17 protein-coding genes are annotated in these 14762 nt (G+C 65.3%); 9 read left to right on the top strand and 8 right to left on the bottom strand.

Features of this window, described 5'->3' with window-relative positions; genetic code table 11:
• Positions 1–16: 16 nt before the first annotated feature.
• The gene (locus KUV26_RS07395; protein ID WP_222507869.1) at positions 17–487 is read right to left on the bottom strand and encodes an EF-hand domain-containing protein; all 471 of its coding nucleotides are present in this window, start codon (positions 485–487) and stop codon (positions 17–19) included.
• A 200-nt stretch (positions 488–687) separates the two neighbouring features.
• Between KUV26_RS07395 and KUV26_RS07400 the strand changes: the two genes are divergently transcribed.
• Positions 688–1104: a DUF983 domain-containing protein gene (locus KUV26_RS07400; protein WP_222507870.1), complete on the top strand. Its 417-nt coding sequence runs from the start codon at positions 688–690 to the stop codon at positions 1102–1104.
• A gap of 4 nt (positions 1105–1108) precedes the next feature.
• Entirely contained in the window at positions 1109–1840 is a 732-nt protein-coding gene (locus KUV26_RS07405) for an NUDIX hydrolase (RefSeq protein ID WP_222507871.1), read from the top strand.
• Between the two features lie 48 nt (positions 1841–1888).
• Here the strand turns inward: KUV26_RS07405 and KUV26_RS07410 are convergent, their stop codons facing one another.
• The 3 genes from KUV26_RS07410 to KUV26_RS07420 are packed head-to-tail and all read right to left on the bottom strand — an operon-like array spanning position 1889 to position 3923.
• Complete coding sequence (locus KUV26_RS07410; RefSeq protein WP_222507872.1) at positions 1889–2791, bottom strand: EamA family transporter; 903 nt, start codon at positions 2789–2791, stop codon at positions 1889–1891.
• Positions 2792–2809: 18 nt separating this feature from the next.
• Positions 2810–3724, bottom strand: coding sequence for a fatty acid desaturase (locus KUV26_RS07415; protein ID WP_222507873.1), 915 nt, complete (start codon positions 3722–3724; stop codon positions 2810–2812).
• On the bottom strand, positions 3717–3923 hold the full coding sequence (locus tag KUV26_RS07420) for a DUF2061 domain-containing protein (protein ID WP_174148285.1): 207 nt from the start codon (positions 3921–3923) through the stop codon (positions 3717–3719). The genes KUV26_RS07415 and KUV26_RS07420 overlap by 8 nt, the downstream gene beginning before the upstream one ends.
• Positions 3924–4037: 114 nt before the next feature.
• On the opposite strand from KUV26_RS07420, the gene KUV26_RS07425 reads away from it, so the two are divergent.
• On the top strand, positions 4038–4898 hold the full coding sequence (locus KUV26_RS07425; RefSeq protein ID WP_222507874.1) for a helix-turn-helix domain-containing protein: 861 nt from the start codon (positions 4038–4040) through the stop codon (positions 4896–4898).
• A gap of 148 nt (positions 4899–5046) precedes the next feature.
• On the opposite strand, the gene KUV26_RS07430 is transcribed toward KUV26_RS07425, so the two are convergent.
• The 3 genes from KUV26_RS07430 to KUV26_RS07440 form a co-directional block, all read right to left on the bottom strand.
• Positions 5047–5805, bottom strand: coding sequence for an SDR family oxidoreductase (locus tag KUV26_RS07430; protein ID WP_222507875.1), 759 nt, complete (start codon positions 5803–5805; stop codon positions 5047–5049).
• On the bottom strand, positions 5802–7274 hold the full coding sequence (locus tag KUV26_RS07435) for a carnitine 3-dehydrogenase (protein WP_222507876.1): 1473 nt from the start codon (positions 7272–7274) through the stop codon (positions 5802–5804). Before KUV26_RS07435 ends, KUV26_RS07430 begins: the two co-directional genes overlap by 4 nt.
• Before the next feature lie 111 nt (positions 7275–7385).
• A complete protein-coding gene (locus KUV26_RS07440) occupies positions 7386–8303 on the bottom strand; it encodes a 3-keto-5-aminohexanoate cleavage protein (protein ID WP_222507877.1) in 918 nt (305 codons plus the stop codon).
• 133 nt (positions 8304–8436) lie between these two features.
• Here KUV26_RS07440 and KUV26_RS07445 point away from each other — a divergent pair, with 133 nt between their 5' ends.
• Complete coding sequence (locus KUV26_RS07445) at positions 8437–9420, top strand: GlxA family transcriptional regulator (protein ID WP_222507878.1); 984 nt, start codon at positions 8437–8439, stop codon at positions 9418–9420.
• Positions 9421–9648: 228 nt separating this feature from the next.
• On the opposite strand, the gene KUV26_RS07450 is transcribed toward KUV26_RS07445, so the two are convergent.
• Positions 9649–10692 (bottom strand): aldo/keto reductase, encoded by a 1044-nt coding sequence (locus tag KUV26_RS07450; RefSeq protein ID WP_222507879.1) that lies wholly within the window; start codon positions 10690–10692, stop codon positions 9649–9651.
• A gap of 185 nt (positions 10693–10877) precedes the next feature.
• Here KUV26_RS07450 and KUV26_RS07455 point away from each other — a divergent pair, with 185 nt between their 5' ends.
• From KUV26_RS07455 to KUV26_RS07475, 5 genes are all read left to right on the top strand, one after another.
• A complete protein-coding gene (locus KUV26_RS07455; protein WP_222507880.1) occupies positions 10878–11291 on the top strand; it encodes a rhodanese-like domain-containing protein in 414 nt (137 codons plus the stop codon).
• 72 nt (positions 11292–11363) lie between these two features.
• Positions 11364–11765, top strand: a complete 402-nt coding sequence (locus KUV26_RS07460) for a rhodanese-like domain-containing protein (RefSeq protein ID WP_222503946.1) — start codon at positions 11364–11366, stop codon at positions 11763–11765.
• A gap of 86 nt (positions 11766–11851) precedes the next feature.
• Entirely contained in the window at positions 11852–12589 is a 738-nt protein-coding gene (locus tag KUV26_RS07465) for a hypothetical protein (RefSeq protein ID WP_222507881.1), read from the top strand.
• Positions 12590–12757: 168 nt separating this feature from the next.
• Entirely contained in the window at positions 12758–13363 is a 606-nt protein-coding gene (locus tag KUV26_RS07470) for a YceI family protein (protein WP_261399769.1), read from the top strand.
• Positions 13364–13472: 109 nt separating this feature from the next.
• Positions 13473–14696 (top strand): MFS transporter, encoded by a 1224-nt coding sequence (locus KUV26_RS07475; RefSeq protein ID WP_222503948.1) that lies wholly within the window; start codon positions 13473–13475, stop codon positions 14694–14696.
• The last annotated feature ends 66 nt before the right edge of the window (positions 14697–14762 follow it).

A 14762-nucleotide genomic window follows, 5' to 3' on the forward strand; every position in this document is an offset into this window, starting at 1 on the left:
CAGCACGCGTCAGCGATCAGTTTTGCTCCGTTTCATCCCCGTGCCCGTGCCGGTGCTTGCCGCTGTGGCGCATCCGGGCCTCCTCGAACTCTTCTTTCGAGATCCCGCCGCTGCCATCGGCATCCATGCGGTCGAACATCTTGCCGGCCCGGCGCGGTTGTGGCAGCTCGTCCTTACTCAACGCGCCATCGCCGTCCTTGTCAAAGCGTTCCAGCATATGCGCCGCGCGTTCAGAAGCCCGCTGCTGTACATGCGCTTGGATCTCGGCCAGCGTCAGCTTGCCGTCACCGTCCGTATCCGCCTGGGAATAATGCGCCTCTTTCATGGCCTCGATCTCGGCCTTGCTGATTTCACCGCTGCCATCGGCGTCAATCTCCTCAAAAGACATTTTGGCCCCATGGTGGCCGAACCCTTTAGCCAGCGCCGCACCGCCTGCGGCCATGCCTGCTGCGGCCACGATCAGGGCGATGAACTTGACGTGTTTCATGTCGTCTTTCCTTTGTCCTGCGGCAGCCTCTTGCTGCCCGATGCACAGGAAAAACGCCCCAGCCCCGCATATCCGTCGGAGAATTCCGAAAAAAGTTTCAACCGCGGTCCCGTTGCGGCAAACCGGCGCACAGACAGGGCTTTCCCCTTTCGCCCCAAACTGAAGCGCGCAAAGATACCTGCAGCACACAGGATATTGCCATGACCGACTCCCCTGCCGCCACGATCCCGGAAGGCGACCGCCCCACCATGCCCGCCTTGGCCAAGGGCTGGCGCTGCCGCTGCCCCGAGTGCGGCAAAGGCAAGATCCTGCACTCCTATCTCAAGGTGAACAGCAACTGCAGCCACTGCGGCTTGGACCTGACCCACGCCCGCGCTGATGACGGGCCGGCTTACCTGACGATCCTGATCGTCGGACATATCATGGCGCCGTTGATGCACGTGGTCTATTTTTCCTGGCGGCCGGAGCCTTTGGTGATGTTCACGGTTTTCACGATTGGCTGCATCGCCTCTTCCCTCTATCTTCTGCCGCGGATGAAGGGGATCGTCATCGCCTACCAATGGGCGCGGCGGATGCATGGCTTCGGCAAAGACACCCCGGCAGGACAAGGGCAGTAAAATCATGAGCAAGACGTTTCTCTGCGGCGAGACCACCACAGACAAGACCGCGATCCGTAATGCGGCAACAGTCATTGCCATGCGCGGCCGGATGTCATCGGACCCGCAGGTTCTGATGGGCCAGCGCGGAGCCAAGGCGGCTTTCATGCCCAACAAATTCGTTTTTCCCGGCGGCGCGGTGGATATGGCCGACGCTGAAATACCGCTGGCCTCGCCGATCTCCAATGTCTGTCAGGAGCGTCTGGCGGACAAAGCGCCTGCAGACCTGCACCACGCCCTCGCCGTCGCCGCGGTGCGCGAACTGTGGGAGGAAACCGGCCTGATCCTCGGTGAGCCTGGCAGCTGGAGCGGAGACATTCCCGAAGACTGGCAGCGCTTTGCTGCCACCGGCCATATCCCCTCTGCCCGCGCCATGCAGTTCGTGTTCCGCGCCCTGACCCCGCCGGGCCGCCCCCGCCGGTTTGACGCGCGCTTCTTCCTGGTGGATGCAGATCAGATCACCGGCGACCTGGATGACTTCTCCCGCGCCGCGGATGAGCTGTCGCATCTGCAGTGGATCCCGCTCAGCCGGGTGCGCAGTTTTGACCTGCCCTTTATTACCGAGGTAGTGCTGGCCGAGGTCACCGCCCGTGTCCGCGATGTTGAACCGCCGCAAAGCGTGCCCTATTTCCACAACAGCGACGAGGCCAGCCTATTCCTGCGCCTCAAGGGCTATCCGATGCCCGCCGACGGGTAACGTTTCCCGGCGCGGCAATTCCGGCCGCCCTGCCGCGGACGCCGTGCCTCAAAGGGCCAGAACCAGCACCAGGATTGACACCACCAGCAGGCCCATGCCTGCCAGCTCGCGCGCCGTGACTTTCTCCTTGAAGAACAGCACCGAGGCCAGCAGCGACAGCAGCAGCTCCACCTGCCCCACTGCCTTCACATAGGCCGCGTTCTGCAGGGTGAAGGCCCAGAACCAGCAGAACGAGCCGCCCATGCTGGTGAGCCCCACCCAGACGGCCACTTTGCGCGCCTGCCAGACCCGGGCGATCTCGCCCTTGTCGCGCAGGCCGAGCCAGACCAGCATGAACAGGGTTTGCAGACCGACAACCGCCGCCAGCGTCACCGCCGCGCGGAATGCGGGCTCCAGCTCGCTGAGCTGCAGGGAGGCCCCCCGGTAGCTGACAGCCGAGATGGCAAACAGCACCCCCGACCCCAGCCCCAGCTGCGACGCGCGGTTGGTCAGATGCCGCCACCAGGGGCCTGCCGTGTCCGGCGTCCTGGACAGCACCAGCACCGCCGTCAGCCCGATCAGGATCGCCGCCCAGCCGCCAAAGCTGACCGGATCGCCCAGAACGGCCAAGCCGACGATGGCGGTTTGGATCACTTCGGTCTTCTTGAAGGTGATGCCAACCGCAAAATTGCGCTGCTTGAACAGGGCCACGACGCAGACGGTGGCCAGGATCTGCGCGGTGCCGCCGATGGCTGCGAACATCCAGAATTTCGCGCCCAGTTCCGGCAGGCTCCGCCCCGACACCGCCAGATAGGCGGCCAGCCCGGCCAGGATGAAGGGCGCGGAATAAACAAACCGGGCGAAGGTGGCTCCGCCCGGCGACAGCGTCACGCTGCTGAGGACCTTCTGCAGCATGAAGCGCACGGTCTGAAAGCTGGCAGCGGCTATGGAAACGGGGATCCAGGCAAACATGCCCCCGCTTATGCGGGTTTATTCCCGCTGCTGCCAGAGCGGATGCGGCACCGGGTCCTTGGCGCGCAGCAGGTAGTTGCGGAAAATCTGCAGGTAGTTGCGGTAGAAGTACCCGTCATTGGCGGCCAGGAACTCCGCCCGGCGCGTCTGGTACAGCCGCGGCAGCGCATACCAGGGCACGCCCGGATGCATGTGATGCACGATATGCAGATTGTTGTTGAGGAACAGGAAGGCCAGCGGCCCCCTGTCCTCGATCACCACGGTGCGGCCGCGGGCGGTCTCATGCGCCCGGTGCTCCAGGAAGGTGCGGATCTTCAACAGGCCAAGCCCCAGATAGGCCCCGGCAACCGCCGCCCACAGCGGCGCCGGCGACTGCAGCACCACCCAGATCACAACCGCCAGGCCAACGGCATGCAGCCCCCAGTCGCGGACAATGCCCGGCTGCCCCTGGCGCGCCAGCCGCCAGTCGCCAGCCATGAAGCAGAGCTGCCCCATCAGCGGCCCCAGCACCACCCGGCCCAGCAGGGTATTGTTGACCCGCAAGAGCATCTTGCGCCAGCCGGGCAACCGGGCCCAGACGCCCGGGTCCTGGAAATTGCTTTCCGGATCGTCATAGGGATCGGTCAACGCCTCATCCTCGTGATGCGCCAGATGGGTGTCACGGAACCGACCATAGGGAATCGCCAGGCTGAGCGGAAAGAACATCAGCGCCTCATTGAGCCAGCGGCTGCGGAACGGGTGCCCGTGCAGCGCCTCGTGGGTCAGCGAGGAATGCAGTGCCGCCATCAGGCCCAGCGCCAGAACCGTCAGCAACAGGCTGTCCTGCGGCAGCAGCCACAGCGCCGCCAGCCAGCCAGCGTGGCAGGCAATGATCAGCGCCAGGGTGCCCCATTCGACGCCGCGCGGCAGGTAGTCCCGCCCCCCCTCAGACATGGCTGCGCCCCCAGCTGATTTTTGCCCAGACGCGCTCGTAGAACAGATACACGGTGAACCCGATGCCGGTGTTGACCAGCGCCATCATGCCGCCCGCCTTGACCGAACCGGTGGCGATCAGCCCCACCAGCGTCATCGAGACCAGCCCGAGAACGTTCCAAATCACCGCCTTTACAATGGAGCGCCTGCGCGTTTCCATCTTACCTCCTGAAATTCTTCGATAAGTGCTTGTTTCCAAACTACCGCGGCAGGCACCTGTGCAGAATTCCGAATGCAGTTAACAAAATCCACCAGCCGTGATATTTCAAAACACATGATAGAAAATATCGACAAACGGGTGCGAGCTGAGCAGTTCCGGCAAAGACTGAACAAGGCCCTGCGCGACAGCGGCCTCAGTCAAAGCGCCCTGGCCCGCGCCATCGGCGTTGACCGCTCCACCATCTCGCAGCTCTTGACGGATGAGGGCGCACGGCTGCCCAACGCCCACGTGGTCGGTGCCTGCGCCGGGGCGCTCGGGGTTTCCGCCGACTGGCTCCTCAGCCTGTCGGACCGCCCTGAAAGCGCCGCCGAGCTGCTGGCCTCCAGCCTCACCCTCTCCGAAGCCCCGCGCGCGCTGGTGGATGAAAAGATCTTCGACTGGCACCAGGAGGCCGAGGGCTACAAGATCCGCCACGTTCCCGCTGCGCTCCCCGACATGCTGAAAACACGAGCGCTGCTGGAGTGGGAATATTCCCCCCATCTGGGCCGCACTGCAGGCCAGGCCATCGGCGCCTCAGAGGACCGCCTCACCTGGATGCGCCAGTCGCCCTCCGATTACGAAATCGCCCTGCCGCTTTATGAGCTCGACAGCTTTGCCCATGCCGTCGGCTACTACGAGGGCTTGCCGCTGGAGATCCGGCTGGAACAGCTTGACCAGTTCGAACGCCTCTGCGAACAGCTCTACCCCCGCCTGCGCATCTACCTGTTTGATGCCAAGCGGCTTTATTCGTCACCAATCACAATTTTCGGCCCGCTCCTGTGCGTGTTCTACGCGGGCACCCATTACCTCGCCTTCCGCGACAAGGAGCGGATCGCCACCTTCACCAGCCATTTCGACAATCTGGTGCGCGAAGCGGACATCACTGCCCGGCAATTGCCCGGACGGCTCAGGGCGCTCAGGGCGGCGATTTCCTGACACGCCCAGTTGGTGGGCAAATTGCCCACCCTACGCCGCAAAGGCACTAAGGGCAGCGCCCGCCCCCCACGGGGCGGGCGCTGCCCGGCCTGTCGGCCGTGCGAAACAGTTTTCAGTAGGGTGGGCGATTTCGTTCACCACCCAGACTTCACACTTTCGGGTCCGGGTTCTCTGTATGGCCGTCGACGGCAATCACCTGCCCGGACACCAGCCGTGCCGCGTCCGAGCCGAGGAACACCGCCAAATTGGCAATGTCGCTTGCCTCGACAAACCGCCCCATCGAGGTGCCCGACGCATAGCCCGCATAGACCTCATCCCGGGTCATGCCCTTGGCCGCCGCCTCGCGCTCTAACACCCCTTCCATCCGCGGGCCTTCCACCGCGCCGGGGCAGATCACATTGGCGCGGATGCCAAAGGGGCCCAGTTCCATCGCCAGCGTCTTCATCAGCCCGATAACGGCCCATTTAGCGGAACAATAAGGCGCCCGGTTCGGGTAGCCGTACTGCCCGGCGGTCGAAGAGGTCACGATGATCGACCCGGCCCTGGCCGCCTTCATCATGGGGGCGGCGTGTTTGGCGGCCAGAAAGCAGCCCTCCAGATTGACGCTCACGCATTTGCGCCAGTCCTCCAGCGCAATATCCTCGATCAGCGCCGTGGGCCCCGCGATGCCCGCATTGGCACACAGCACATCGAGCCCGCCCCAAACGTCAGCGATCTCCGCAAACAACGCCTTCACGCCCGCCTCATCGGTGGCATCCACCGCCGTCGTGCGCCAGCCCTCCGGCACGTCTGCCAGCGCAACCGCGCTGACATCCGTGACCCAGACCTGATGCCCGGCGGCGGCAAAGCCCTCGGCCATCGCCCGTCCGATGCCGGAACCGCCGGCGGTGATCAGAACCCGGCTCAACGCGGCGCTCCAATCGCACGGCCCAGCCCCTCCGGCGCCGCCAGTGCCGCATGGGCCTCTGCCAGCTTCACCAGGTTGGCCTCGATATGCGGCGCGGGCGGCGCCGAGCGGCGGGTCGCAAGGTCCACATGCAGCAGCATATGCTCGCCGGTCGCCAGCAGCCGCTCGCCCGAATACATCTCATGCCACAGGTGCATCTTCTTGCCCGCGCCCATGATCACCCGGGTCCGCACCTGGATCGGGTCGCCCGCATTCACCTCGTCGATGTGGCGGATATGGGTCTCGGCGGTGAAATAGCTGCCGCCATTGGCGATATACTCCGCATCGCAGCCGATGATCATCATCAGCCGGTCGGTGGATTGCGCAAAGGCATCCAGATAGCGGCTCTCGGTCATGTGACCGTTGTAGTCGGTCCAATCCAGCGGCACCACGCGGCTCTGGGTCAGCACCGGCTGGCTCAGGTCGTCCAGACCGTCCATAGAGCGTACCAGCCCGGCTTCACCCTCGCGGTTCAGGTCATGCGCATTCTGCAACGCACCCGCGCCCCAGTCATTGGCGCCCAGCGCCCGCATCATGCCCACCAGGTTGTTATCCCGGTGACGTTCCAACTCGCGGATCGAATACTGGCCGGACTGTTCATCCGACTGGCCCGCAATCAGGTCCACCAGCTCATCGGTGAACTCCGGCACATCCATCAGCTTGGTCCAGGGCCAGCTGAGGCAGGGGCCGAACTGCGCCATGAAATGCTTCATGCCCGCCTCGCCGCCAGCCACCCGGTAGGTCTCGAACAGACCCATCTGCGCCCAGCGGATGCCAAAGCCGTAACGGATCGCGTTGTCGATCTCCTCGGTGGTGGCAATGCCGTCCTTCACCAGCCACAGCGCCTCGCGCCAGACCGCCTCCAGGAACCGGTCGGCCACATGGGCGTCGATCTCTTTCTTGAGGTGGAGGGGATACATACCGATGGCAGTGATGATCTCCTTGGCCCGGTCGATGACGCCTGCCGGGTTCGCCTCAGTGGTGACCAGCTCGGCCAGCGGCAGCAGGTAGACCGGGTTGAACGGATGCGCGACCACAATCTGGCCCGGATTTTCCCGGCCGTCCTGCAACTGCGACGGTTTGAAGCCCGAGGTGGAGGAGCCGATCACCGCATCCGGCGCGCAGTGCGCCTGCAGCTCGGCATAGACTTTCTGTTTCAGGTCCAGCCGTTCCGGCACACTCTCCTGCACCCACTCGGCGCACTCAACGGCTTCCGCGATGGTTTCGTGAAAGGTCAGGCTGCCCTCCGCAGGCAGTGCCACATTGCCAAGGCCGGGCAGCGAGCGGCGGGCGTTGGCCAGCACTTCGCCGATCTTGCGCTCCGCTTCCGGGTCCGGGTCGAACACCCGCACGTTCCAGCCGTTCAGAAGGAACCGCGCGGCCCAGCCGCCGCCGATAACCCCGCCGCCGATGATTGCTGCTGTTTTCATGACGTATCCTTTGAGAGGGCCAGCCGGCCCCGAGTTGGCCGCCCCGGCGCACCGCCCGGTGCACAGGAGTTGTACAGGGGGTGCACGCGTGGCACCCCCTCGAAAATCCGTTTACTTCGCCACCGGCGCGCGCTTGTTCAGCCCCAGCTTCTCGCGCACTTCGGCGGGGCCGATCACCCGCGCGCCCATGTTCGACACGATGGTATTGGCGCGCTCGACCAGCTGCCAGTTCTCCGCCAGCACCCCCTTGTCGAGCCACAGGTTGTCCTCCAGGCCCACGCGCACGTTGCCGCCCGCCAGAACAGAGGCCGAGGCATAGGCCATCTGATTGCGGCCCAGCGAGAAGGCGGAGAAGGTCCAGTCATCCGGCACGTTGTTGACCATCGCCATGAAAGTATTGAAGTCATCCGGCGCCCCCCACGGCACCCCCATGCACAGCTGAACCAGCGCGTTCGGCTCCAGAACCCCCTCTTTTACCAATTGCTTGGCAAACCACAGGTGGCCGGTGTCGAACGCCTCGATCTCCGGCTTCACGCCCAGATCGGTCATCATCTGGCCCATCGCCCGCAGCATGCCGGGTGTGTTGGTCATGACGTAATCCGCCTCGGCAAAATTCATGGTGCCGCAGTCGAGCGTGCAGATTTCCGGCAGGCATTCCGCCACATGGGCTACGCGCTCGGTGGCGCCAACCATGTCGGTGCCTGCCTCCTTCAGCGGCAGCGGGTTCTCGGTGTCACCGAACACCATGTCGCCGCCCATGCCCGCGGTCAGGTTCAGCACCACATCCACCTCGGCATCGCGGATCCGGTCGGTCACTTCGCGGTACAGATCCAGCCGGCGCGACGGCACGCCGGTCTCTGGATCGCGCACGTGGCAGTGCACCACGGCAGCACCGGCCTTGGCCGCGGCGATGGCGCTGTCGGCGATCTGCCGGGGCGAGCGCGGCACATGCGGGCTGCGGTCCTGGGTGCCGCCGGAGCCGGTCACGGCACAGGTGATGAAGACGTCCCGGTTCATTTCCAGAGGCATTTTTCTTTTCCCTTCGATGTACAGGGTTTTGCCTTAGGTTATCCCCAGGCTCCTCCCCAGATTCTGATTTGCGTTGCTGACGACTCTGCCGCAGCCTTTTGCGGCACAGTTTACACCAGGCGAATCGAAGTTGATGAAATCCGCAAAAAACATCCTGCAGCCCGAGAACCGGCCGCTGAAAACAGCGGTTCTGGTTCTGGACGAATGCAACACGCTGTCCTTTGCCGCCGCAGTGGACCCGATGCGCGCCGCCAACCGGCTGGCCGGGCGGGCCGCGTTCGACTGGGATTACGTCAGCGCCACAGCCGAGCCACCGATGCTGACCAGCGGCCTCACCGTGCCCAGTTTCCCGCTGGCCCGGCTGCAGGGCTGCGAATTGCTGATCGTCGTCGCAGGCTTCCAGCTTGCGCGCCATGCCACCCCCAGCCTGCTGGCAGGCCTGCGCCGCATCGCGGCCACCGGCGCCACGATTGCCGGCATCGACGGCGGCCCCTGGCTGATGGCTGAGGCCGGGCTGCTGGACGGCCATCCCGCCACCACCCATTGGGAAGACCTGGAGAACTTCTCCGCCCGTTTCCCGGAGGTGGATGCCCGCAATGACCGCTTCACCGTGTCTGACGCGCGCCTGACTTCCGGCGGCGCCACACCAGCGATCGAGATGATGCTGCACATCATCAGCGCCCGCCACGGCGCAGGCTTTGCCTCCCGCGTTGCCGGTCTGTTTCTGTTCGACGGGCCTGCCGCGCTGCCGCGCCCGCAAAGCCGCCTTGGCGGCCGCACCCACAGTGCGCTGACGGCTAAGGCCAACGCGCTGATGGAAGCCTCGCTGGACGAGCCGCTGCCGCTGGCGCAGATTGCCGAAACGCTTGGCACCAGCCCGCGCAGCCTGCAGCAGCAGTTCCGGCTCAAACTCAACACCACGCCGCAGGATCACTACCTGCAGCTGCGCCTGGCAGAGGCCCGCCGCCTGGTGACCGACACCGCGATGCCGCTAATGGATGTGGCAATCGCCACCGGCTTTACCTCGCAATCGAGCTTCGCCCGTGCCTTCCGCACCGCTCACGGCACCTCCGCCCGCGACCTGCGCCAGGAGCAGGCCCGCCCGACCGCGCATTGACCGGCCGCCCGGCCCCGCGGGTCAAGGGCCGCGCAGCGGCGGTGCGCAGCACCGTTCACCCTTGACGCGCAATCCTTGAATACACTCGCAAAGGCGCTTCAGGGCAGACCTGCCCCTGAAGCGCCTCACAGCAAAATCTTCCGCGCTGCGCCAGCAGCGCCCGGCCCAACCGGCCCAGGGCATGTCAATGCCCGAAGGACGGGCGGGAGCTTCCCGCTCCGGATGCGATCAATACGGCATCGGATGCGCCCGGTGCGCAGCATTGATCTCGTCCAGCACCTGCTGGCTCAACTCCAGCTCCACCGACTTGAGCAGATGCTCCAGCTGCGGCAGATGGGTGGCGCCAAAGATCGCCGCAGCCATGAACGGCCGGGTCCGGCACCAGGCCAGCGCCATATGCACCGGGTCCAGTCCGTGCCGCTTGGCAATCTCCAGATAGGCCGCCACCGCATCATAGACCCGCGGGCTGTGGCGCCCGCCCAGTTCCGGATTGATGGCCTTGCGCGAACCTTCCGGCACCGCCCCGTCCTGGTATTTCCCGGTCAGAAGCCCGGTGCCCAGCGGCGAAAACGCCATCAGGCCCACATCCTCGTTCACGCTCAGTTCCGCCAGGTCGGTGTCATACATCCGGCAGACCAGCGAGTATTCGTTCTGGATCGAGGCCACCCTCGGCCAGCCGCGTTCTTCCGCGATCCGCAGCCATTGCGCGGTGCCCCAGGCGCTTTCGTTTGACAGGCCAAAGGCCCGGATGGTGCCGCGCTCCACCTCGCGCTGCAGCGCCTCCAGGCAATCCTCCATATTGGCCATGGTCTCCTCGCGGTTCTGGCTGGAGGGGTCATAGGTCCAGTTCTGCCGGAACATGTAGCTGCCCCGGTTCGGCCAGTGAAACTGGTAGAGGTCGATGTAATCCGTCTTCAGCCGCTTCAGCGACGCCTCGATGGTGGGCGCGATGGTCTTCGACGAGATCGGCGCCCCGTCGCGCACATGGCGCATCCCCTCACCGGAATGCTTGGTCGCCAGGATATAGTCACCGCGCCGCCCGGTCCGTTCGTTCCAGTTGCCGATGATGCGCTCGCTGTTGCCCAGGGTCTCTGCACTGACCGGGTTCACCGGGTACATCTCGGCGGTGTCGACAAAGTTCACCCCTGCCGCCAGGGCCATATCGATCTGCGCATGCGTCTCTGCCTCCGGCGTCTGTGTGCCGAATGTCATCGTGCCCAGGCACAGTTCGGACACCATCATGCCGGTGCGGCCCAACGGGTTCATCTTCATATCGCTGTTCTCCTGTGCTCTGGTCCGGCGCGAACCCTAACCGCCAGAGCGGCAGGCGCAACCCGCAGCGGCATGCCTGCGGACAGGCGTTAACCATCAGGAAACAACTGCAAAGCGATTCGCCTAATTTGTGATAGCTTCAAATTTGCGGCAAATTGTGTTTCAACGAGTTACAGGAGTGAGCCATGTCGATCACGCTGCATGAAGACGGTGGAAATCCCGCGTTTGATAGTGAAGCGCCGGCTCCGCGATTGCCGCTTCCGGAGGCACGCGTGGCCCATGCCCGCGGCGGCGCTGTATTTGTCGATCTGCGCATGGCACAGGAAACGAAACGAACAGGGATTATTCCGGGCGCCATTTCCTGCCCCCATGGTCTTTTGGATCTCTGGATCGACCCCGGCAGCCCCATCAGCGGCAGCGTCCCTGCCAATGATAAGGTGTTTGTCTTCTACTGCAGCAACGGTTTGCACGCATCTCAGGCCGCCCAAAGCGCAAAGCACATGGGCCTGCGGCAGGTTTTCTTTCTGGACGGCGGGATGGATGCCTGGCTCGCCGCCGGCGGTGGAGTAGCAGCGCTTGATCCGCTGCAGGTTCACTGAACAGCCTCTCAGCTTGCACTTGGCTGCAAAACTCTGCAGCCTGTCTCCCGCAACACTCCGGGAGAACGTGGAATGCCGCAACAGATCACCAAAGGCGTCAAGACGCTGCTGGCGGAGGCCAACAGCCTCGTCGACACCATGACTGTCGAGGAAGCCAAGCAGAAGGTGCTGGACGAGAACTTCGTCTTTATCGACCTGCGCGACATCCGTGAACTGCAGCGCAGCGGCATGATCCCCGGCGCGTTTTCCTGCCCGCGGGGCATGCTGGAGTTCTGGATCGACCCGGACAGCCCCTATCACAAGCCAGTGTTCAACCAAGACAAAACTTATGTGTTCTACTGCGCCAGCGCCTGGCGCTCGGCGCTGAGTGCGAAGGCCGCACTGGAGATGGGGCTCAATCCGGTGGTGCATCTGGAAGGCGGCTTTACCGAATGGGTCAAACAGGGCGGTCCGGTGGTGCCGCGCGAGGGCTGAGGCCCGGTACGCAGCGCGAAATCCAGAGGCGGCATCGGCCGCCCGGATCGATTGAGAACAAATGGCGAACATGGTAATCTGGCGGCATGCCGACTCACCTGCTTGCCCGCCGCAGCCACAAGCCCCGCCCCGCGCTGCCCCTGACAGAAGGGATCGCGCTGGAGCAGGCCCGAGTGCATGAGGCCTGCGGTCCCGCCCGGCACAGTTTTGCACTGTGGCTGGCTGCTGCGGCCCAAAGCCCTGTGCTGTGGCTGTCCCTGCCTCAGGCCGGCAAGCCGCTGAACCCCGAGGGGGTAGCAGCATGCGCCACCCCTGCCCGGTTCCTGTTCGTTCAAACCGCCCGGGCGGAGGATCTGCTCTGGGCGATGGAGGAGGCCCTGCGCAGCGGCGCGGCAGCGCTGGTTGTGGCAGAACTGGCAGAGCCGCCCGCCATGACCCCGGTGCGGCGGCTGCATCTGGCCGCAGAGGCCGGCGGCCGCTTCGGCCCGGCGCCGCTGGGCCTGCTGCTGACCCCCGGCACCGGCGGCGCCCAAGGCATCGAAAGCCGCTGGCACCTGGCCCATGCGCCCCGGCCGAGCAGCAGCCTGACCGGCAGCAGTCCGGCCGGCCGCGCCCCCGCGGGCAAAGGCTGCTGGACATTGCAGCGCCTGCGCGCCCGCACCCTGCCGCCCCGCGGCTGGCAGATCACCCGGACCCGCACAGGCGGCCCGCTGCAGGCCGCCCCGTTGCCACCCGCCCCCTCGGATCAGCAGACATCGCGCCCCGCCTCCTCCGGGGGGCTCCCACTGGCGCCGGAAACCCTGGCGGCGCCAGCGCTGCCATAGCGGCATCGGGCCAGACCAGGGCTGTGCCCGTAACCGCAGCCTGGCGGGTGTACTCCGCAGCCTCACAGGCGCGCAAGCAAAAGTGAGCGGGCCGCTGCAGAAAATCCGGTTAAACTCATCCGGCAGTGCAGAAAACACGGACCAGCAGACACAAAAGGAAACGCACGCATGGGCAGATCCAGGATGCCGCGCCGCCGCCTTCTGGCCGGCCTCGGTGCCGCCTTGCTGGCACCGCAGGCATTGCTGGCCGCACTCCTGCCCTACCGCCTGATCCACGAAGCTACCGATGTGCGCTTCACCTTCCTGCTCAGAGGACAGCCACAGCACGGGCGGATCCCGGTCTCCGCCGCCCGTATCCTGATCGACCCGCAGAACCTCTCCCGCAGCCACGCCGGCATCAGCCTGGACGCGCGCCGGGCCCGCACCGGGCTGATCTTTGCCACCGAAGCACTGAAAGGTCCCGGCATCCTGCATACCGAGCGGTTTCCGCAGATCCATTTCCGCTCCACCCGAATCCGGCTCGGTCCGGACGGGCGGCTGTCCGGCGGCGCAGCCGTCGAGGGTGATCTGACCCTGCGCGGCACCACCCGGCCGATCACCCTGCAAGCCGCGCTCTACCGCCGCCCCGGCAGCGCGCCGGATGACCTCGGCGAATTGGACGTGCATCTGGGCGGCCAGCTCAGCCGCGCCGCGTTCGGCGCAACCGGATATTCGGATCTAGTAGCGGACCGGATCAGCCTGGCGATCCGCGCGCGCATCCGCCACAGCAGCTGAGCCTGCCGCCAGCCCCGGTGCCGAAAAGACACCGCCCCGCAAAAATACGACACGCAGGTGACGGAAACCGGCTGGCAATGCCGCCCCAGCCTGTCATGGTCGCACCGTTATGCGCCTGATTGTCTCCCTTGCCGCCCTGTTCCTTTCCGTCATAATGCTGCAGCTGTCGACCGGAGGCGTCGGCCCGCTCGATGCCATCTCCGGCCTAACCCTGAATTTCAGCAAGGAACAGATCGGCCTCCTCGGGTCAGGACATTTTTTCGGCTTCTTCATTGGCTGCTGGTGGGCGCCCCGGCTGATGGGCAATGTCGGCCATTCCCGCGCCTATGCCGCCTTCACCGCCCTTGGCGCGATCGGCCTTCTGGGCCACACGCTGACTGAAAACCCCTATGCCTGGGCGGCGATGCGGATAGCCTCCGGCCTCTGCGTCGCGGGCTGCTACACCGTGATCGAGGCCTGGCTCAATGCCAAGGTCACCAACGAGACCCGCGGCCGTGCCATGGGCACCTACCGGTTGGCGGACATGGGGGCCTCGCTGACGGCGCAGCTGATTATCGCCGTGCTGCCGCCCGCAGCTTATGTCTCCTATAATCTATTGGCGATTCTCTGCTGCGCGGCGCTCCTGCCGCTAACCCTGACTAAGGCCAGCCAGCCGGAAACACCCGATGCCCCCCGCCTGCGCCCGAAACTGGCCTGGCGCTGTTCGCCGCTGGCCGTGGCCGGCGTTATCGTCTCGGCGCTCAGCTCCGCCTCATTCCGGATGGTCGGTCCGGTCTACGGCCAGGAAGTCGGGCTGGAAGTCGGCCAGATCGCCTTCTTCCTGGCAGCCTTCGTGCTGGGCGGTGCGCTGGCGCAGTACCCGCTCGGCTGGCTGGCCGACAAATACGACCGCCGCTGGGTGCTGATCTGGCTTTCGGCCGCGGCCATTGTCAGCAGCACCGTGACCATCGCGGCCAGCGGCACAGGCACTCTGGGGGTGATGCTGGCGGCCGGCTTCTTCGGCTTTACGACCTTCCCGATCTTTTCGGTCTCCGCCGCCCACGCCAACGACTTCGCCACCTCCGCCGAGCGGGTCGAGCTGTCGGCAGCGCTGATGTTCTGGTACGCGCTTGGCGCCATCGCCTCGCCCTATGTCTCCTCGGCGCTGATCGACAGCTTCGGTCCGCCAGCGCTGTTCGCCTATGTCGCTTTCGGCCACTTGCTGCTGATCGTCTTCGGCCTCAGCAGAATGCGCGCTCGCCCGGTGCCGGAAGAGCGCACGCACTATGTCTATGCGCCGCGCACCTCCTTCACCATCGGCCGCCTGCTGAAACGCTCGCGCGAAGAGCGGTAGCGCCGCCGCCCCCCAATTTTCAACGAAATACGCACACGGGGTTCCCGCCGCCCGCCGCATAGGCTA

This window comes from Leisingera daeponensis (assembly GCF_019801465.1).
Classification (GTDB): Bacteria; Pseudomonadota; Alphaproteobacteria; order Rhodobacterales; family Rhodobacteraceae; genus Leisingera; species Leisingera daeponensis_A.

Bases quoted from the DNA above. Each gene is read 5' to 3' on its own strand.
- KUV26_RS07395 (WP_222507869.1), bottom strand. From the start codon at position 487: ATGAAACACGTCAAGTTCATCGCCCTGATCGTGGCCGCAGCAGGCATG.
- KUV26_RS07400 (WP_222507870.1), top strand. From the start codon at position 688: ATGACCGACTCCCCTGCCGCCACGATCCCGGAAGGCGACCGCCCCACC.
- KUV26_RS07405 (WP_222507871.1), top strand. From the start codon at position 1,109: ATGAGCAAGACGTTTCTCTGCGGCGAGACCACCACAGACAAGACCGCG.
- KUV26_RS07410 (WP_222507872.1), bottom strand. From the start codon at position 2,791: ATGTTTGCCTGGATCCCCGTTTCCATAGCCGCTGCCAGCTTTCAGACC.
- KUV26_RS07415 (WP_222507873.1), bottom strand. From the start codon at position 3,724: ATGTCTGAGGGGGGGCGGGACTACCTGCCGCGCGGCGTCGAATGGGGC.
- KUV26_RS07420 (WP_174148285.1), bottom strand. From the start codon at position 3,923: ATGGAAACGCGCAGGCGCTCCATTGTAAAGGCGGTGATTTGGAACGTT.
- KUV26_RS07425 (WP_222507874.1), top strand. From the start codon at position 4,038: ATGATAGAAAATATCGACAAACGGGTGCGAGCTGAGCAGTTCCGGCAA.
- KUV26_RS07435 (WP_222507876.1), bottom strand. From the start codon at position 7,274: ATGAAAACAGCAGCAATCATCGGCGGCGGGGTTATCGGCGGCGGCTGG.
- KUV26_RS07440 (WP_222507877.1), bottom strand. From the start codon at position 8,303: ATGCCTCTGGAAATGAACCGGGACGTCTTCATCACCTGTGCCGTGACC.
- KUV26_RS07445 (WP_222507878.1), top strand. From the start codon at position 8,437: ATGAAATCCGCAAAAAACATCCTGCAGCCCGAGAACCGGCCGCTGAAA.
- KUV26_RS07450 (WP_222507879.1), bottom strand. From the start codon at position 10,692: ATGAAGATGAACCCGTTGGGCCGCACCGGCATGATGGTGTCCGAACTG.
- KUV26_RS07455 (WP_222507880.1), top strand. From the start codon at position 10,878: ATGTCGATCACGCTGCATGAAGACGGTGGAAATCCCGCGTTTGATAGT.
- KUV26_RS07460 (WP_222503946.1), top strand. From the start codon at position 11,364: ATGCCGCAACAGATCACCAAAGGCGTCAAGACGCTGCTGGCGGAGGCC.
- KUV26_RS07465 (WP_222507881.1), top strand. From the start codon at position 11,852: ATGCCGACTCACCTGCTTGCCCGCCGCAGCCACAAGCCCCGCCCCGCG.
- KUV26_RS07470 (WP_261399769.1), top strand. From the start codon at position 12,758: ATGGGCAGATCCAGGATGCCGCGCCGCCGCCTTCTGGCCGGCCTCGGT.
- KUV26_RS07475 (WP_222503948.1), top strand. From the start codon at position 13,473: ATGCGCCTGATTGTCTCCCTTGCCGCCCTGTTCCTTTCCGTCATAATG.